An 18,428-nucleotide genomic window follows, 5' to 3' on the forward strand; every position below is an offset into this window, starting at 1 on the left:
TATCAAGGTGTAATATATAGGGTAAAGATCAAAAATTGATGCCGAAAAAACAATCTTACCTATTTTAACAAGTAAGGAAACTTCAAACAGTCGCTACAGAAGATTCGCCCTTTTCATTAGACCACCTGAAATTGTCTTTCCCGATCTTCCAGATGAATCCATCAAGTATGTAATGCGTGATCTGCGGCAATGCAAGTGCCGGCACAATAAACGCCAGCAGCTCATGTGGTACATTCACATGCGGGATCCATGCTGTGAGTAAAACGGTGTCGTGTTCTTTCCATACAAAAAGGTCCCAAAGGCTTTCTTCCATCAACGCAAAAAAAAGGACGATCAGAAGGAAAACGAATATCCCGGCCCTTTTCTGGTAGACCCACTGCAGCAGGCTTCCATTTCTACCTGGCTGCGGCATGTTTCGACGGCCATGGATCCAAACCAGCGCCATATAGGGAATGCCGTGGCCTATCACGTTAAGCAAGGTAAACACAAGATCACCGTTAAAATAAACGATACCGAAATACCACGACAAAAACGTGCCCGCCATAATTCCATTCCGGGGGAGGTTGATCGTTTTAGACCTGGTGATCATCACCGTTTCTTTGACAATATACAGTGCGATTACAAGAACATACAATCCTGTTGCAATATCCAACAGAACAGGCGACGGGTAATAAACAAAATCGCCTTTCAAAAACCAGTTGAAATTGCGGGGCCCGCTCAAATGCCAGTACAGCAAGGGATACAACGTTGCGGTATATACAGCGATCGCATCAACCCTTTTATTGATAACACCCGCAGCTTCTTGCCTGCTGTATACACGCACAAAACCATATTGTTGGCGCACAAAATGAAACACGGCAACATAAGCCAGTATCCTCCAGAAAAACAAAGGGTTCATAGCGTACAGGATCACGCCCGCAACAAACCCGGCTGCAGGTATAGCGGTAAGGATTGCCTTCTGTTTCCGGTAGATGTGTTTATCGAAGTAGGTCCGGTACAATGTGGTATATACATGCGACACATCAACAAGCACGATCAACACGAGCCAGCCCGCATCAGACATACCCGCAGCGGAGTGAAAAAACGACGGGAACAGGAATATAAAAAGCAGGCTCAGCAGTGGGGGCAGCTGGATAAATAAAATATCGGTGACCGGTTTTCCCATCCACGGTTGCCTGCTCATGCCTTTGTATTTTGATTGAATGGGTTTGTTACAACCGACGCTGCGTTCAACCCCTGGTAAAAAGCTTCTTCGAAAAGGCTTACGCCCGCAAGATCGCTGTTGGCAAAATGTATTCTCCGACCGATGGACCTGCCAAGCTCTTCGCGGATACCGCCGTGGATCAAACCCGGCAAGGGTTGCGCCATTGCATGGCCCCAGATGTTGATCTTTACTTCTTTGACGGACCTGTCAATCTCGGGATATACTTTTTTCAGGTCTTCGAGGATGATCTTTGTCCACTCTTCTGCGCTCTTCTCCCTGGCCTTTTTCCTTTCTGCGGCAGGAGAACCATCCGTAAGCGGAAGGTAATACGTCAGGTTTTTTTCCGGCTGAAACTGGTTGGTGTACTGGTGCGTATCATCAACAAAACCCAGCGACCTGCTATCGTAGATCACGTTGTCCCAACTCAACGCAACGCCATCCCGTTCCTCCATTTGTTTTACCGTTAAGGTTGCAACCATCCAGGGCACATAGTTCAGATGCCTGTTCACCATTTGCGCACGCTCCTCGTTCTTAATGATTTTTGAAGCGATGTATTGCGGTACGGCCACGATGCATTGGTCTGCAATGATCTTGTTGTATTTTTTTGACCGGGTATCATAGTAAACAACATGAACTTTATCGTCTTCGAGTTTTACGTCCATTGCGAGGCAGCCCGTTTGAACAACTCCATCCAGGTCTTTGGCGAGTTTTTTTATGAGAAAACCATTTCCCTCCGGCCATGTAAGCACATCACTATATGCGATGTTTTTTCCTTTGCCTTTCCTTGATGCATAATAGTGAATGCCTGCCCATGCGCTTACCTGTTCCACCGTTGTACCATAATCGTCGCGGCAGCAATAGTTGACGTAATTACGCAGGTAGCTGCTGCTGTAACCATTCTGTTGCAGCCATTGATCCATGGTTTGCCGGTCGAGCGCTGTAAGCGAACCATCTTTGCTTGAACGGTCAACCGGTATGGCAAACGCATCTTTTCCATCAGTGCCCTTCATGTAACGGAACGTATTCATCTGCGCAAGAAAACGTTCAATTTGTTTTTTGTCATCTGCGGGCAGGCCAAAAGCCGGCACAAGCCCTTCCTGCCAGCGGCCGTTGATGTATAGTCTTTCTTCGGGATCAAAGCAAACGAAAAGTTCATCGTAGATGGGAAGCCCCTGCTCATCAAAACCGGTGATCACTTCCGATTCCCGCAAAAATTCAAGGTATTCCTTCAGAGAAATATCAGGCGCCGGAACATAATGTGCGCCACAGGGGTAAGCGCCTATGCTGTTTTCTCCCCATTTTGCATTGCCGCCGATGTGTTCGTCAAGATCGATCAAAACGAGATCGCGGATGCCCGCTTTGTGCAATGCCCTTGCCGCAGACAACCCGCTTACACCGCCACCGATGATCGCTACTTTCTGCTCAACCGTATTTTCGATCTTTCCGATCACAGGGTTGCGCAGCATATGTCCTGTTGCCGCATTTGCGCCCGTGATGGCGGCCGTCCACGAAGGGTTGTGCCTGCAACCTGCAAGCAACACGCCAACACCTGTTATGCCTGCAAACCGGGATATGAATTCTTTCCTGTTCATCAGTCAAGGTATTTCGACCATTCTTCTTCAAAATAATGAACAAGCACCTGGTTGTTGAGTCGGTTGGGTTCTACCGGTTTGCGCGCGCGCATATCGTCCGGGAAATTCAACATCTGTGCAATGGTTATTTTATTTACGTATTTGAGGTTTGCGGGCAGGCTGGCGAACGAAAGTGTATCATCACCAAACTTCGCCATGATGTATCCCCACTCGCCAAAAGAAGGAACATAATTGTGATAGGCAACCGTATTGAATCCTGAATACCGCAACGTTGCATCGATGCACCAGAAACTTCTTGGCGCTGCAAACGGCGACGTGCTCTGGATCACAGCGATGCCCTTGCTATCGAGGTTGTTTTTCAATTGCCTGTAAAAAGTAGTGCTGTATAATTTACCGATGGAAAAATTGGAAGGATCGGGAAAATCGATGATGATGACATCAAACCGTTCGTGGTGGTTGCGCAGCCATACAAAAGCATCTTCGTTGTATACTTTCAGCAACGGGTTTTTTAAGGATCCACTGTTCAGGCTTGTAAGCACATCCTGGCTGCTGAACAGTTTCGTCATGGCAGGATCAAGATCTACCAGCGTGATGTGTTGTACAGACGGGTATTTTAAGATCTCCCTCACCGCCAACCCATCACCGCCACCCAGAACCAACACCTGTTTTGGCTGTTGCACCGAAGACATCGCAGGGTGAACCAATGCTTCGTGGTAACGGTATTCATCGGCAGAGCTGAACTGCAGGTTGCCATTCAGGAACAAACGCATTTCTCTTTTGTTGCGCGTGATGGTGATGCGTTGGTACGCAGTTGATTTGGAATAGATCACATGGTCGTTGTAAGAAACCGATTCGCTCCAGGTAAGTATCCTGTCTGCAAACACAAACACCACCAATTCGGCCACCAGCAAAACGATGGCCGCGAAGCGCAGCGACGTTGCCTGTTTTACTTCACGTTTGAAATAATGTGCAAGGTACCAGCCCACAGCAATGTTCATGATGCCAAAGAAAAGCGAGGTGCGCATAAGGCCAAGGTGCGGAACCAGCAATAATGGGAACACAAGTGAGGCCAGCAACGCACCGATGTAATCAAAAGTGAAGATGCGGCTCACGAGTTCTTTGAACTCCACTTTGTCTTTCAGGATCCGCATCAGCAGCGGGATCTCGAGCCCCACCAGCATTCCCGTTATTGCAACGATCGCATACAGGATGATCCTGAAAGACGACGCCAGCGGGAAAACGGCAAGCAGCAATGGTGCGCTAAACCCGCCTACCAGTCCAACGAGTAATTCGATGCGTATGAACCAATGCAGCAATGGCTCATCAAAATATTTGGAAAGAAAAGAACCGATGCCCATGGAGAACAGGTATACGCCTATAATGGTGCTGAATTGCGTAACGCTGTCGCCCAGCAGGTAACTTGCGAGTGTTCCTGCCACGAGTTCATAGATCAATCCACAGGTTGCAATCACCAGTACCGCCACAAGCAACAACCATTGCGTATTCTTTTCTGTTCGCATGGTGTTAATGGATGGCAGAAGCAATGATGATGGCAACAGACAACATGAACGCACCCGCTGCAATTGCCAGCGCCATATTGCGGTTTTCCATGATCTCCTTACGCAGGCTGTGTTTGGGCGTAAGAATCTCTATCAGGAAAAAAGCCACCAGTAAAATACCAATACCCAAAAAAGAGTAAATGATCGAATTGATGATCGGCTGTACCATAGTTTTTGTTTTTATTTGTGATAACCACCCGGGCCATTGCTGGTCCATTGTTCCTGTTTGGATGATTGAAAAAATGTACCGCCGGTAAGATCCTTGTATCCCATAAATGCACCCAGCGAAAGCAGGATGACGATAAACCAGCGATACGGAAAAAGTACCGATGCACTGCTGAAAGGATTGTATCTGTTCATCTTAAGGCGGTTTGTGTTTTTTAAAATGCGCTGTTGTTTCTCCTTCGTTCGTTGTTATACCTGATGAGCAGCGCCATGCCGATGGGCCATATCAACATAAAACCCAGGGCCCATAAAATATTACTGGCCTCCCCAACATCGTATTTCACTTCTACCTGGAATTCGTTCGTGTTGTTGTTGTTGTTCCATATACTGTGCTCGCGCGTACCCTGCAATTGCAGGATGTAGTTTCCGGAAGGAATGCTGGCAACGTGAAAGTTCTCAGACTTGCTGCCTTCCGACCACGACTCCCCATCTTCTACGCCTGCATAATATTCCACGCCTTGCGAAAAGCTGTATTCGTTTCCGTTGTTCTTATTGATCAGCGAGCCGCTTAATTCGAACCAGCTGTTTTGCACGTTAGCGGCTACAAAGACATTAACGTTGGATGAACTTTTGTTAAGCACCAGGTTATCGAAGGTAACCGATACAACATCTGATGTATCGGCCATCGGGATGGTCTGGAAGGGGACCAGCACCTGGTTTGTTTTACCTGCACCAATACCAAGATGCAGCAACAGGAGGAACAAAAATCCCACGATCGTGCAGGTGAACAAACTTTGGCCGCTTATATGATCCGTAGGCAAGGGCGTCACCGCACCCAATCCTTTTTTATAAGGCAACTGTTTCGTTAGTCCGAATGCTTTTTTTACAGATGATGCCTCTATGTGTTCGCCAATAAACCACCTGATGCCATCGTTCCGGTCTTTCTCATAGATCCATACCTGTGGTGGGTGAACGTATTCGTAACACATCGTCTCCTGGTTGTCTAAAATATTGTGTGGAAACGCTCCCGATGCATTGATCAGAGTGTATTGATAACGGTTGTATTTTGTGAACGTCTTGTCTTTGTAATCAAACCCTGCAATATCCGGGTTGGTAAGTACCGGCGCATCGGATGCTTCCTGAACAAAGATCCAGTGGCCATCAAACTCGCTCAGCACTGCATAACGGCTGTTGGGTTGCAGCAGGTAATACTCGCGCCACCGGGCTTTGTAAATATTTTTCTCCTGCTTTTCGGCATAACCATGAACGATGTACATTGTTCCGTTGAAATTACCCGTGCCCCCTATATTGATGGGCAGATCCATTATCCTGTTCTGTGGAAATTTCTGATGACTGTTTTTGTAATCCGTTCCTTCAAGGTAATAACCCGTTCCGCAGGAATCACAGATACAACTTTGTGCGTACGGATAATTTTTTACCTGGATGTTTGCATCACATACCCCGCATACAAACTCTTTTTTTGAAGCCACCGCTTCGCGCAATCCCGACAGGGCCAATTCTTCGGGCCTGGCCGGTAATAGATCATAAAGAAAAACCCGCTGGTCCTTTTTGTAAGCGAAAGCTGTTTTGCTGTGCCCTTTCGTATTCGCCGCTTCAAAAACAGTATACGCGTAATCGATGTCGGGGAAGAATGCCTGTCCATCCATTTCCGTTTTGTGACAGGACTGTATTTGCTCTAAAATATATGCCTGGTCCTTTTCACCGGGGAAGGTGATTTTATCGCCTGTTTCCGCGTGCTGCAATTCATCGTACAACCCGGGGCGCAGAATGGTGGCGCGCGTTACATCGGGTACAATAAAATACAATCCATATCCCTCCGCCAGCCAGGCGAGCGATTGGTCTTCGAAAACGATTGTCCAGTAATTGAAAACGGATTCGTTCAGATACAGGCGGCATCTCCCGATCACCGTGAAGTGTTGGTTTTGCCATTTCCCTTTTACGCCAACCTGCATCCTTTCGGTGTGTTGGAAGATGATGGTGCAGGGGCTTCCATCCTGCAGTTGGCCGTCTTCATGCCTGAACACACGGAAACACGTACCGCAATGAACATAATTGACCATCGGGTGAACCGGAACAATGGGCGCTGCGCAGGCCAGGCAGGATAATATGGATGGGCTGCTCATTTACCGGGTAATGGTTTGAACAGTTAAGGTATCTGCATCAAAATAGGCTTTGATGCCATCGAATAAGGCGTGAACGGTATTATCGTTCACACGTTCATGGTTGCTCAGGTAAATATCGAGATTGATGAGTTTGTATTCCGGCCAGGTATGAATGGAGATATGGCTCTCGCTCAAACAAACAACGGCAGTAAAACCGGCAGGCTCAAAATCGTGAAATACCACGCCCAGTTTACGGAGCTTGAATCTGGCGATCGTTTCATCGAGCCATGCGGCAAAATGCGCGGAACGTTCGATGGCCGCAGCGGTTTTGGTTTGGAGTGATGCGATCAGGTGCGAACCCGGTTGATAACTCATATGCTTAAAAATACAATTTCGTATCAAACAGTTGTCGCGGATGGTAAACAAATATTACAAAAGCCGGAAAATAAGACCGCCCGGCTTCCAAAGCACCGGGTTGGTTAGTTCACATTATGGCCAATGTGTAGAAAAATTCCACAAAAATAACCTTACCCGCATGGTACACTCTTTTCATTTTTGCGGTCGTAAACGATCGCAAGATGACTACCGCTAAAAGAAAATCCATTTACTACCCGGCGCCCATCAGCGATGAGGCCTGCCGGCAGCTTTCTGAAAAATACGGTGTTGCTGTTGACAAACTGAAGCAGATGGCGAAAGAGCTTCGCTTCGGCCGGCCCAAACTTGAAATGCATTTGATCGTGCTGCAGACGGAAGCGAGAAAAAAAACGGGTAAGTAAAGCCGTTATTATTATTGAAGGTTCCCTGTAAGATCGATGCGCTTGTCTTAGGGATCGAACCTGCATGGAAGGTGTTTGCCAAACCGCCATCCCAGCATGTTTGTACTGTCAAAAAACTAACATCCAATAGCTAAAAATAAAATACGGGGTTTTTCCCGTAGGCGGGCAAAATACACGATCCTATTTTTACATCGTAAAGAGAAATAACCAAGGTAAACTGCTTACAAAAGATTACCAGTTATGCAGGAATAGTGGATCAATACCGGGGGGAATTTGGTTCCGCTATTTCTGCCTCTTCACAGACAGAGTTACAGTTTTCTCGTTGAGTAAATTTTTGGTTAAGAGAGGTTTTTACCTCTCTTTTTTTATGAGCACGTCCGCTACGCGTTCCCCATCCATCGCTGCACTTACGATCCCGCCGGCATAGCCCGCACCTTCACCGCAGGGATACAGGTTATGTACCTGCGGATGCGCAAGTGTATCATGGTTGCGCGGGATCCGGACCGGTGACGATGTCCTGCTTTCTGTTGCCACCACCAGCGCATCATTGGTAAGGTAACCGCGCATTTTTTTTCCGAAGGCTTCAAAACCTTTTTGCAGCCGTTCGTGGATAAAAGGAGGCAACACCGTACGCAGATCGGATGATACGATGCCCGGCAAGTAACTGCAACCGGGCAGTTCTGCTGAAATTTTGTTGCGGCAAAAATCAACCATCCGCTGTGCCGGGGCCTGCAGGTTACCACCACCTGCGGCAAACGCAGCGCGTTCAATCGATTGCTGGAAATGCAGCAGCGCAAGCGGGTCTTTTTCCGAAACAGGTTTATCCGCCTGTTTGCTCTTATTCAGGTAGCTGATTGCGTCTGCGATCTCTACCTGTACCACCATGCCGCTGTTGGCAAATGGGTTGTTTCTTTTGCTTGGGCTCCACCCGTTCACTACTATTTCGCCGGGTGCCGTTGCCGCGGGGGCGATGATGCCGCCGGGGCACATGCAAAAACTGAAAACGCCCCGTTCATTCACCTGTTCAACCACCCCGTAAGAGGCGGGCGGGAGCAGCGCCGGGCGCGTGGGACAATGGTACTGTATTGAATCGATCAATTCCTGCGGATGTTCGATGCGCACCCCGAGGGCAAAAGGCTTTGCTTCGATGCGTAATTTGTTGTCGTGAAAAAGATGGAATACATCGCGCGCCGAATGCCCGGTTGCAACGATCACCGCATCTCCGTGTATCGTATCGCCATCGGCGGTAACAACGGCTTTGATGGTATCGTTGTCTATCACAAGGCCCGTTACTTTTTTCTCAAACAAAAACAAACCGCCGCTCTCCCTCACCTGTTCACGCATGGCTGTGATGATGTGCGGAAGTTTATTGGTGCCGATGTGCGGGTGTGCCTCGTATAATATCTTCTCTTCCGCGCCGAACTGGCAAAGCAGGTTGAGGATGCGGTTGATGTCGCCGCGTTTGCTGCTGCGTGTATACAGTTTACCATCGCTGTAGGTGCCTGCACCGCCTTCGCCGAAACAGTAATTGCTTTCGGGTTTTACAATGCCCTCTTTGTTCATGGCCGCGAGATCGCGCCTGCGTGCCCGCACGTCCTTTCCCCTTTCGAGGATGATGGGCTGGATACCGGCCTCGATCAGCTTCAGTGCGGCAAAGAGGCCTGCCGGACCCGCGCCCACGATGACCACCCGCGTTCTTGCATTGCTTACTTCCCGGAATGAAATGAAACTGGTTTCGCGTTGGTGAAAAGGTTCGTCTACAAAAGCCTGAACGGTGGTATTGATCCATACCTGGCTCCTGCTGCGTGCATCTATCGATTGCCGCACACGGTAAAATCCCGTAATGTCTTCTTCGGGCCTGCCCAGCGAACGGGCAATGCAACTGCCAACAACGGCATCATCCGCCGCTTCGGCGGGTGTAAGTTTAAGGGAGATCTGTTTTTGCATACTTACTGTTAGGGTTTTATCCTAAAAAGTGTTGCTTTTGATTTTATTGCCGGAGCCAGGGCTAGAACGGCAGGTCATCCACCACATCGGCCGGCGGCGGCATATCATTGTAATTCACCGAATCACTGTTCCCGGAATTCTGATCGAGCTTAACGGTTTCCATTCTCCAGGCATCCAGGTTGGTGATGTAATTCTCGCGGCCATCCTTCACCCATTTGGTGCCCTTGATGTTGAATTGCACTTTCACCTCATCGCCCAGGTTGAAACGGTCAACCATCAGCGTCTTGTCCTGCACACATTGAAACTTTACATAATTGGTAATAACTCTACCACCAATATCTTCCGTTTTTTCAATTACAAATTCACGTGTTTTGAAAGTTTCTGTGCGCTGCACAATATCAAAAACAGCTACCAGTTTACCGGTGATTTCGTACGACATATCCTGATTTATTTAAGAAACCAAAAGTAGTATTAAAAATCACGTACCGGGAAAAAAAACATATTTCCCGCTGTATTATTATTGTATCTTCCGATAATAAGCCTCGCTTCACCATGCTGCGGAAATTACTGTCGTTTTATATCCTCTCCATCCTCTCCGTTTCCTGCGGCAGCGGCAGGCATGCGTCAACGGCGCCTGCGGGTGAAACATCGGTTCTTTATAAGGATTACCGGATAGAGAAAGACAGCAAAAAGGATCCGGCGCTTGTGCAGATGCTGCAGCCCTATTCTTTGTCGCTGAACGAAACCATGAATAAAGTGATCGCTGTTGCGAAAGACGATCTTGGCAACAAGCAGCCCGAGAGCAAGCTTGGCAACCTGATGGCAGATTGCATGCGCACAATGGCGGAGAAAAAATTTGAGCGCAAGGTGGATGCTGCTTTTATGAACCAGTTCGGCATACGCGCCACCATTGCCAAAGGAGATATTACGGTTGGAAAGATCTTCGAGATCATGCCTTTTGATAACCTTGTTGTACTGCAGGAAATAAAAGGCGATGTATTAAAGGAGTTCCTCGACCGGATGGCAGCAGATGGCGGCTGGCCCGTATCTGCGGGTGTACGGCTCCGTATCAAAGATAAAAAAGCGGTGGATGTATCCATCAATAACAAACCCCTTGATCCGAATACAACCTATGTGATCGCCAATTCCGACTATGTGGCGAGTGGTGGTGATAATTGTGAGATGCTGCGCAAAGTTCCGATGATCAGTAAAGGTTACCTGTTCAGGGATGCGCTGATGGAATTCATAGGCAATTACACAAAACAGGGAAAGCCTGTTGATTACACCATCGAAAACAGGGTTAGCTATGTCAACAATTAACCGCAGACGGTTTTTAAAACAGGCCACCCTCGCCGGTGGCGCCATCGCAGCCTCATCGCTGCTGCCGTTTGCGGCCGGCGCCGCTGCGGCACCGGAGCGCCGTCTTACCATATTACATACAAACGATGTGCACAGCCGTCTCGATCCGTTTCCGATGGATGGCAGCCGCAACCAGGGACTGGGCGGTGTGGCCGCAAGGGCATCGCTGATACAGGAGATCAGGAACGAAGGCGGGCAAGTGTTGCTGCTCGATGCGGGCGATATTTTCCAGGGCACACCTTACTTTAATATGTATAAGGGAGAGCCGGAAATGAAAGCCATGAAAATGATGGGCTACGATGCGGCCACGATCGGTAACCACGATTTTGATGCAGGACTCGAAAACTTTACAAAGCAATTGGCAAACGGGGGTTTTCCGCTGGTCGTATGTAACTATGATTTCACAGGAACGCCGATGGAAGGCAGATCGCAGCCTTACCAGGTATTTCAGAAAGGAGACCTTAAGATAGGCGTGCTTGGCGTGGGGATAGAACTCCGCGGATTGGTTCCCGAAAACCTGTACGGCCGAACGGTGTATTCAAACCCGGTTGAAGCGGCCAACAGGAACGCAGATATATTACGAAAAAAAGGTTGTGACATGATCATCTGTTTGTCGCACCTCGGAGACAAATACGACGACAACAGGCTGAGCGATGAAATACTTGCGAAAGAAACCTATGATATAGACCTGATCATAGGCGGTCACACACATCGTTTTTTTGAAGAGCCCCGTAAGTACACGAACAGGAACGGAAGCGATGTGCTTGTGAATCAGGTGGGTTGGGCAGGGATACAGCTGGGCAGGCTGGATTATAATTTTTCGGGCCCGAAAAAGAAAAATCTCCCGAAAGCCCATACTGTGGTTGTCGGTAAAAAAACAAGAGAATAAAAAATTTTTTTTTCAACATAAAGTCTACATATTCGCAGCCCCAATTTATTTTTCTAAGTTATCCACATGTGGAGAAAATAAGATACCTTGAAGGTTGGGATGAGCAGGGAACGTGTAGGGCGGAAATAGGAGAAACAGAACATAATAACTCATTATAAATTCTTTTTTTTAACATGGCAAAAAACGCGGAGTCAGTCTGGAGTAGCTGCTTAAAGATCATAAAGGACATTGTTGAATGGCAACATTTTAAAACATGGTTCGAGCCTATCAACCCGGTTGAATTAAAAGGCAATGTTTTGATGATCCAGGTTCCCAGTCAATTCTTCTACGAGTACCTGGAGGAACATTATGTGAACCTCCTGGCCAAAACACTAAAAAGGGAATTAGGGAAAGAAGCAAGATTGGAATACCGCATCATGGTCGACAGCGGAAACACCAATGGCCGCAATGGCTCAATGGATGTTCCTGCCAGCAACATGAAGACGTACAATAACAACGAGATGAATTTTCCGCTGGTGATAGACAACCCGGTAAAAAATCCGTTCGTTATTCCCGGTCTGAAAAAAATGCAGATCGATCCGCAGCTCAACCACATGTACACGTTCGACTCATTTGTTGAGGGCGACAGCAACAGGGTGGCGCGCAGGGCGGGAAAAACGGTGGCGGAAAAACCGGGCGCCAATTCATTCAACCCGCTGGTAATTTATGGTGGCGTTGGATTGGGAAAAACGCATCTTGCCCAATCGATCGGTAACGAGGTAAAAAGGCTGCACCCGGGCAAAGTGGTGCTTTATGTGAGCAGTGAAAAATTCATCAACCAGTTCCAGGACCATAGCCGCAACAATGCGATCAACGATTTCATCCATTTTTACCAGTTGATCGATGTATTGATCATCGACGATGTCCAGTTTTTCAGCAGGGCAGAAAAAAGCCAGGATGCTTTCTTCGCGATTTTCAACCACCTGCACCAGAGTGGGAAACAGCTGGTGCTTACCTCAGACAAACCACCCAAGGACCTCGATGGCATGCAGGAAAGACTGTTGAGCCGTTTCCGTTGGGGATTGAGTGCCGATCTGCAGATCCCGGATTACGAGATGCGTATCGAGATCCTGGAAAAGAAAATGAAGAACGATGGGCTCGACATGCCGAAGGAAGTTGTAAAATACGTTGCTTACAACATCAACACCAACGTGCGCGAACTGGAAGGGGCATTGATCTCTTTGCTGGCGCAGTCATCGCTGAATAAAAAAGACATCGACGTAGAGCTCGCGAAAAAAGTCCTCCGCAATTTTGTAAAAACCAGCAGCAAGGAGATCACCATCGATGCGATCCAGAAGATGGTATGTGAGTATTTTGATGTTTCGTACGACAAACTGCTGCAGAAAACCCGCAAACGGGAGATCGTACAGGCGCGCCAGATCACGATGTACCTTGCAAAAGCGTTTACGAAGAATTCTTTGAAAACCATCGGCGAGCATTTTGGCGGCCGCGACCATACCACGGTGATCCACTCCTGCCAAACGGTAAAGGACCTGATGGATACCGACTCCATCTTCCGCGAAAACGTAATGGAACTGACACAGAAAGTGCAGTTGGCCGCAATGTGATCCAATAAGATCGCACCGGATAAAAAAATGTAAGAAAGCCGCTGGAGACCAGCGGCTTTCTTATTGCCAGGTGTTTGCAAACCTGCCACGCCGAATGCCAATACAACCCTTTGAAAACAGGATAAAATCTACGCAATAGCGGTGGCAATCGCAGCTGCTGTTAATTGATCCGATTGGCCGTGGTTCTTTCGGAAACAGCGTTTGCCTTAGACGTGGAAGCAAGAATTTCGTGCCCGGGTATAAAAGGTTTCGTTTTCCGGTTAAACTTTTTGTCAATCTATTTGGCAGTTCCCACCACAGCCCCTATTTTTGCAGCCCTCTCTGAAAAGAAAGGAACGGTGAGGTGGGTGAGCGGCTGAAACCAGTAGTTTGCTAAACTGCCGTACGGGTCAAACTGTACCGAGGGTTCGAATCCCTCCCTCACCGCGGATCTACCAATCGGCAACCATACAATCGGGAAGTAGCGCAGGCCGGTAGCGCACCTGGTTTGGGACCAGGGGGTCGCAGGTTCGAATCCTGTCTTCCCGACAAGTAGTATTGATTATCAATTAGTTATGAACTGTTCGGACATATTTCGGACAGTTCATTTCTTTTTGAAGAATACCCCAGACCTCAGTCAAAGAAAGTTTCCTAAAAAAGTTGAATCAAGAGTTTTTAAGCCACCCACTGAGAAATAAGGAAAGGCATACTAATGCCATCAGTAAATATAGAGCAAAGGATCTCTTATATTTTTTGTTCAGTTCTGATTTGCGGGCTACCACAAAAAGAATAATAATAAGCGGTAAAGAGAGGATGCGGATTACAGTACCGATATCCATAACAGCTATTGAGTTTTATGGAAGATAGGAAAAGAGTAAATGGGCTAAGGAGATGATGAGAAATTATTTTTTTTCGTTTAGCGGGATGATGGCACGTCCTGCTGCTGAATGAAGATTTGAAAGTTGCTGCCATCATCCCGCTAAACGAAAGGCCAAGCTGATAAGGTGCCTGGCTTTGTTCAATTGTTGCCGAGCGCGGCAGTCGAGTACAAAAGATGGGCTTTGGACTACATACGATAACCGCGACCACTATCCGGTCTCTGCCTAATCTGTTTTATTTCTTTATCCAGTTTCTGCTCTTTGCTTATATCCTGTTTCAATTCCTGTGACTGTGTTACATATTTACCAAAGATTTGAGAAGGGTTAAGTACCGCTTGCTCAAATCGTTCAGCAAGAAGAGATAATGTTAACTCTTTACCCATAAATTGAATCGTTGCGGGTATAATTTCTTTATGATATTTAAGCGAAAGATAAGTAACGGCGCGGGAAAGCTCTTCTGCAAAGTATTTATTTTCAAATGCTGCACCATATACCTCCAAAGGCTTATAAGAAAGCAGGACGTACATATCTACAAAATCCTTAAACCTGGTTCCATTGCGAGTAATGGCATTTAGTTTCATGGCTCCTATATCCTCGAGAGATGCCATCCTGATACCTTCTTCTATTATGATTGCTTTGATGTCGGGTACGCGATGAGCGATCATATCAATTTTTATTCCATCAATAAAGCCAAGCACTGCATTATTGTGGCAACGGATATTTTCGGCCTTGTACTCTTTGATAAGATATTCTTTCAACGCTTCACTATCAAAATTCCGTTTATTGAACAGGTCAATATCTATTGATATCCTATGGCCTACTTGAAGTGATAATGCAGTTCCGCCAACGAGAGTGAATTCTTTTAAATTCTCATCACTCATCAGGCGTTTTATAAGTCCCAATGTCCCGGCCTCGACTGTTTCCTTATGTAACATAGTAACTCTTCGGGTTTTAGTTTGAAATAATGACATACATCGTTAATGCTGTAATCCGGCAAAAACTTAATGTCATTTTTCAATGTACTAATCACCTTCTGCTCACTATAATAGCGAATGAGTTCCTTCCATTCCTGCTCCGTACCCCGTTCAATGACACGACCAATGATACCGACTGATTCTTTTTGCCAGTCGATCCGGTCAAAATCATATTCCCAGAATAATCGCTTATGGAGGTTTGGCCCTTGCATGTAGGTAAAATTACTACAAACTGACATTTATTACCGTTTTGAGTATTGGGTTTACTTTTTCTTAGTATTATGGTTACCCATATTTGTGATAGTCGGGATATTTGGTACTAAAGAACGCATCTCGGCACTATCAGCTTTCATCTTTTGCTGTAAGTTCCAAACCTGCAGGTTATGCTCTTCCTCAGCTTTGACCTCCTCTCTTATTTTGTCCGGGTTTTGTTCAACGCTATCAGAAACATCCTGCATATATTTTGTCAAACTAACATTGGCATCAAGTGACAGCCTTCTCCATTTGGTATCATTTTTCAGATATTGATTCAAACGCTGGCCGGTTTGATACCAGCCCATGCTAATTCCTATACCAATACAGAACAATGCTATTGTTGCAATCAATAACCTGGGCACATGATGAACATGTACTATCTCTTGTGTAAGGGGTTTTTTCAGGAGTTCAGAGTGTTCTTTGATTTCAGCGCCAAATGCTTCAATTTGCTGAATTGGCGCAGTTACGCGTTGCAAAAGTGTTTTTTGCTCTGTTTTCATTGTTTCCATGTTCCTGTTTAATAAATTGATTTGTTCCCGGTCTTTTTCAAGTGCCTGATTTTGTTTTTCCTGAACCGTCTTTACAGATCTTAATTCCTGGTTGTTCTGTAACTGTTCTTCAGAAATTTGATTCAATACTTTTTCCATAGTTTTCTGTTCCATGATCTATTTTTTATCTTGATAAATGTTGTGATTGACTTTTTCGTTTCTTCTTTTGATGTATTAATTCATAGGGTGTTTGATTGAAATCCCGTTCCTGTCTGAATAAAATTTCCAAAGCTTTGCTTAAATCCAGGTTCTTTTGTTGCTCCAGGTGTTTTGAAATACTAAAAGACAAAGATTTTGATTGCTGCTTGTAGGCAATCTTTGGTGATTGTTTTTTCTCTTGTTCTAATTGCTGATACAACCGTTGCCGTCTTTCAATTGAATGACTAAGTATCTTCTCAATTGTGCTTAAAGAATATCCAACCTCGCTTCCCTTTACCTTCATCTTCTTGTCGTCTATAAAACTGATACCCCGACTTTTAATAACCTGTATTTTTTGTTGTTCCATTTTGTGTACAAAATCAGAAAAGTTTGTAGCGGTTAAAAGACAGTCCCTGATATTTTGTTTTAAGTGTTCTTTGCGCTGATCAATTCTTTGTTCCCGGCTATGTTCGTAACGTTGCTGCTGTGTCATAAATTTTCCAGGGTTTAAGACTTGTTTTAATTCATATTTCAATTCAAGCTTGCGGCAGAGGTTAGCTATTTTCCTATAGCTGTTGGAGTCACTGATCCTGCTGCCGTCAAAACCTACCCGGTTAACTACAATATGCAGATGCGGGTGTTTAGTATCCTGGTGATAAATGGCGATGTATTGATTCTTTTCAAAACCAAACTCCTTTGCAAAATCTTGTCCGATCTGCCGCAGAGTTTCGGTTGTAAAAACATCCTCCTGATCGAGGCTCAAAGTAATGTGCATGACAGGACTTGAAAGTTGTGGCCTGAGTGCCCGCACTTCATTGAATTGACGGGTCAGTTCTTTCTTTTCGCCGAAGCACATATTGTATTCCAAAACTTCCGCCCTGTTCTCATGTTTTAAGCCATCTTGTTTACTCATGGTCTGCTTCTCTTCATTAGTTAGTTCCAGCTTATCTTCAAGACAGTATCGGATGCAACCGCCAAATGATTTTCCAATGGTAATTTTTCCGATCATGAAAAGTAGTTTCTGATAGTGATGGTAATTGTGTGTAACTGTCCAGATAATTCGTCCAATTGCTCTCGCATAAATGCGCCCAGATTTTCTCCACTATTTCTTTTTTTAGCAATTTGATTTAGGTTCGCGGCTATATGATTTAATGTTCCTTTCAACAACAAAGCATCTTTCGGAAACTCTCTTTTTGGCCTGTCAATTTTTCCGGTTAGTCCGATCTCCCGTAAATATTCAGAGGCAGTTATACCAGCTTCCTTTCCCTTTTCTCTAAGCAATCTTTGTTCAAAAGCACTGCAATGCACGGTGATTGTTTTATTCCGCTTGATCTCTTTGGGAGGCCTGCCACCTTTACTATTACTATGTTTTTTTGTTGTCTTCATTGCTTGACTAATCTTTAGGGTTCGCCAGTGGCGAACCCTCTCCATGAATGCGATAGCATGAATGGAGCGAGCGTTTCGGGGTTCCCGAAACATAGCTCGCTCCGAAAAAGTCAAAGCCGCCTACCTCTCCTTTGTGATTGCCTTTGTTCGAAATGCTCTTTCATTAGAAACTCATTTAAGTCTTTGTGATTTTTATAAATAAGGCTTTCGTCCCGGTACTTTCTGCTGATTGCCAATACTTCTTTTGTGATAGTCAATCCTTTGTTATCCCGATCGAGGTATAAATGAATGGAAGGATATTTTTCAAGTTGCGGCTTCATCTTTTCCATGAAGCCAATTGAGTTCAACACTAGAAAATTTGGCTGCTGTTTTGTCATCATGATAAACTTGCGCTGATGCATTGTTTGGTAAGAAAGAAAATCTATAAAGCCTTCAAAAACGAGAATTTCATTTGACAGATTCTTCCCGATTAGTGTCACTTCTTTTGGACTGCTGCTTCCTTTGAAGTTAGCGCTGCGCAATTCATATCCACCGGCGCTGTTTTGAAACCCGATCACCGTGTATTTTTTATCATACAAATCGAAATCAATTTCCTTGCAAAACCGGTTCGCAATTTCCAGTGGAATTTTTCTGAATGACAGGTATTGCTTCAACGATAATAACTTGATATTTGACCTCACATCCCGGACTACAATTTTTTCTTTTTCACCAGCAGCGGAAAAAGAAATGCTTTTAAAAAGGGGGGATTGCGTGTGAAAAGGAAAGTGATTTTTTTGTTCTATTTTTTGCAGTAACTCCTTTACTGTGCATTGATAAAACAGGATACCAAAATCAACTAAGTTTCCTCCTTTCTGCAGACCATGATCATACCACACATTCAGCTTCCGGTCTACTTTAAATGACGGCGTTTTTTCATCCCTCAATGGCGAGAGATACCAGTAGTCATTATTTCTTATCTTATTGGGTGAATGGCCCAGTTTCTCCAGGTACTCAACCATGTCGATTTTCTTTACTTCTGCAATGGACAATTTATCGCGCTCCATAGAATT

The 18,428-nt window shown here is 45.7% G+C and carries 19 protein-coding genes and 2 tRNA genes; 6 read left to right on the plus strand and 15 right to left on the minus strand.

What is annotated here, in order from left to right:
• Nucleotides 1-82: 82 nt before the first annotated feature.
• The 7 genes from GWC95_RS05180 to GWC95_RS05210 are packed head-to-tail and all read right to left on the minus strand — an operon-like array spanning nucleotide 83 to nucleotide 7,018.
• Nucleotides 83-1,183 (minus strand): hypothetical protein, encoded by a 1,101-nt coding sequence (locus GWC95_RS05180; protein ID WP_161817636.1) that lies wholly within the window; start codon nucleotides 1,181-1,183, stop codon nucleotides 83-85.
• The gene (locus GWC95_RS05185) at nucleotides 1,180-2,796 is read right to left on the minus strand and encodes a flavin monoamine oxidase family protein (RefSeq protein ID WP_161817637.1); all 1,617 of its coding nucleotides are present in this window, start codon (nucleotides 2,794-2,796) and stop codon (nucleotides 1,180-1,182) included. The genes GWC95_RS05180 and GWC95_RS05185 overlap by 4 nt, the downstream gene beginning before the upstream one ends.
• Nucleotides 2,796-4,316, minus strand: coding sequence for a polyamine aminopropyltransferase (locus tag GWC95_RS05190; RefSeq protein WP_161817638.1), 1,521 nt, complete (start codon nucleotides 4,314-4,316; stop codon nucleotides 2,796-2,798). The genes GWC95_RS05185 and GWC95_RS05190 overlap by 1 nt, the downstream gene beginning before the upstream one ends.
• Nucleotides 4,317-4,320: 4 nt before the next feature.
• A complete protein-coding gene (locus tag GWC95_RS05195) occupies nucleotides 4,321-4,524 on the minus strand; it encodes a DUF350 domain-containing protein (RefSeq protein WP_161817639.1) in 204 nt (67 codons plus the stop codon).
• 11 nt (nucleotides 4,525-4,535) lie between these two features.
• Complete coding sequence (locus GWC95_RS05200; protein ID WP_161817640.1) at nucleotides 4,536-4,715, minus strand: hypothetical protein; 180 nt, start codon at nucleotides 4,713-4,715, stop codon at nucleotides 4,536-4,538.
• 20 nt (nucleotides 4,716-4,735) lie between these two features.
• Nucleotides 4,736-6,664 (minus strand): DUF4178 domain-containing protein, encoded by a 1,929-nt coding sequence (locus tag GWC95_RS05205; protein ID WP_161817641.1) that lies wholly within the window; start codon nucleotides 6,662-6,664, stop codon nucleotides 4,736-4,738.
• Nucleotides 6,665-7,018 (minus strand): S-adenosylmethionine decarboxylase family protein, encoded by a 354-nt coding sequence (locus GWC95_RS05210; protein ID WP_161817642.1) that lies wholly within the window; start codon nucleotides 7,016-7,018, stop codon nucleotides 6,665-6,667.
• Between the two features lie 203 nt (nucleotides 7,019-7,221).
• Between GWC95_RS05210 and GWC95_RS05215 the strand changes: the two genes are divergently transcribed.
• Complete coding sequence (locus tag GWC95_RS05215; protein ID WP_161817643.1) at nucleotides 7,222-7,419, plus strand: hypothetical protein; 198 nt, start codon at nucleotides 7,222-7,224, stop codon at nucleotides 7,417-7,419.
• A 351-nt stretch (nucleotides 7,420-7,770) separates the two neighbouring features.
• Here the strand turns inward: GWC95_RS05215 and GWC95_RS05220 are convergent, their stop codons facing one another.
• Nucleotides 7,771-9,366: an NAD(P)/FAD-dependent oxidoreductase gene (locus tag GWC95_RS05220; protein ID WP_161817644.1), complete on the minus strand. Its 1,596-nt coding sequence runs from the start codon at nucleotides 9,364-9,366 to the stop codon at nucleotides 7,771-7,773.
• A 61-nt stretch (nucleotides 9,367-9,427) separates the two neighbouring features.
• Complete coding sequence (locus GWC95_RS05225) at nucleotides 9,428-9,805, minus strand: DUF3127 domain-containing protein (RefSeq protein ID WP_161817645.1); 378 nt, start codon at nucleotides 9,803-9,805, stop codon at nucleotides 9,428-9,430.
• 113 nt (nucleotides 9,806-9,918) lie between these two features.
• Here GWC95_RS05225 and GWC95_RS05230 point away from each other — a divergent pair, with 113 nt between their 5' ends.
• From GWC95_RS05230 to GWC95_RS05250, 5 genes are all read left to right on the plus strand, one after another.
• Nucleotides 9,919-10,686, plus strand: a complete 768-nt coding sequence (locus GWC95_RS05230) for a 5'-nucleotidase C-terminal domain-containing protein (protein ID WP_161817646.1) — start codon at nucleotides 9,919-9,921, stop codon at nucleotides 10,684-10,686.
• Nucleotides 10,673-11,614, plus strand: coding sequence for a metallophosphoesterase (locus tag GWC95_RS05235; protein ID WP_161817647.1), 942 nt, complete (start codon nucleotides 10,673-10,675; stop codon nucleotides 11,612-11,614). The genes GWC95_RS05230 and GWC95_RS05235 overlap by 14 nt, the downstream gene beginning before the upstream one ends.
• 173 nt (nucleotides 11,615-11,787) lie before the next feature.
• Nucleotides 11,788-13,221, plus strand: coding sequence for a chromosomal replication initiator protein DnaA (dnaA, locus tag GWC95_RS05240; protein WP_161817648.1), 1,434 nt, complete (start codon nucleotides 11,788-11,790; stop codon nucleotides 13,219-13,221).
• Nucleotides 13,222-13,558: 337 nt separating this feature from the next.
• A tRNA-Ser gene (locus tag GWC95_RS05245) sits at nucleotides 13,559-13,647 on the plus strand.
• Nucleotides 13,648-13,675: 28 nt separating this feature from the next.
• Nucleotides 13,676-13,749: transfer RNA gene (locus GWC95_RS05250), tRNA-Pro, on the plus strand.
• Between the two features lie 517 nt (nucleotides 13,750-14,266).
• Here the strand turns inward: GWC95_RS05250 and GWC95_RS05255 are convergent.
• The 6 genes from GWC95_RS05255 to GWC95_RS05275 all read right to left on the minus strand — a co-directional run bounded on the left by GWC95_RS05255 (nucleotide 14,267) and on the right by GWC95_RS05275 (nucleotide 18,422).
• Nucleotides 14,267-15,013: a nucleotidyl transferase AbiEii/AbiGii toxin family protein gene (locus GWC95_RS05255; RefSeq protein ID WP_161817649.1), complete on the minus strand. Its 747-nt coding sequence runs from the start codon at nucleotides 15,011-15,013 to the stop codon at nucleotides 14,267-14,269.
• Nucleotides 14,968-15,291, minus strand: coding sequence for a DUF6922 domain-containing protein (locus tag GWC95_RS20050; protein WP_394351248.1), 324 nt, complete (start codon nucleotides 15,289-15,291; stop codon nucleotides 14,968-14,970). The genes GWC95_RS05255 and GWC95_RS20050 overlap by 46 nt, the downstream gene beginning before the upstream one ends.
• Nucleotides 15,292-15,315: 24 nt before the next feature.
• Nucleotides 15,316-15,969: a hypothetical protein gene (locus GWC95_RS05260; RefSeq protein ID WP_161817650.1), complete on the minus strand. Its 654-nt coding sequence runs from the start codon at nucleotides 15,967-15,969 to the stop codon at nucleotides 15,316-15,318.
• A 10-nt stretch (nucleotides 15,970-15,979) separates the two neighbouring features.
• The gene (locus tag GWC95_RS05265; protein WP_161817651.1) at nucleotides 15,980-17,002 is read right to left on the minus strand and encodes a relaxase/mobilization nuclease domain-containing protein; all 1,023 of its coding nucleotides are present in this window, start codon (nucleotides 17,000-17,002) and stop codon (nucleotides 15,980-15,982) included.
• On the minus strand, nucleotides 16,999-17,379 hold the full coding sequence (locus GWC95_RS05270; RefSeq protein WP_161817652.1) for a plasmid mobilization protein: 381 nt from the start codon (nucleotides 17,377-17,379) through the stop codon (nucleotides 16,999-17,001). Before GWC95_RS05270 ends, GWC95_RS05265 begins: the two co-directional genes overlap by 4 nt.
• 110 nt (nucleotides 17,380-17,489) lie before the next feature.
• Nucleotides 17,490-18,422, minus strand: a complete 933-nt coding sequence (locus GWC95_RS05275; RefSeq protein WP_161817653.1) for a toprim domain-containing protein — start codon at nucleotides 18,420-18,422, stop codon at nucleotides 17,490-17,492.
• Nucleotides 18,423-18,428: the final 6 nt, after the last annotated feature.

It is taken from the genome of Sediminibacterium roseum (assembly GCF_009939005.1).
GTDB classification, from domain to species: domain Bacteria; phylum Bacteroidota; class Bacteroidia; order Chitinophagales; family Chitinophagaceae; genus Sediminibacterium; species Sediminibacterium roseum.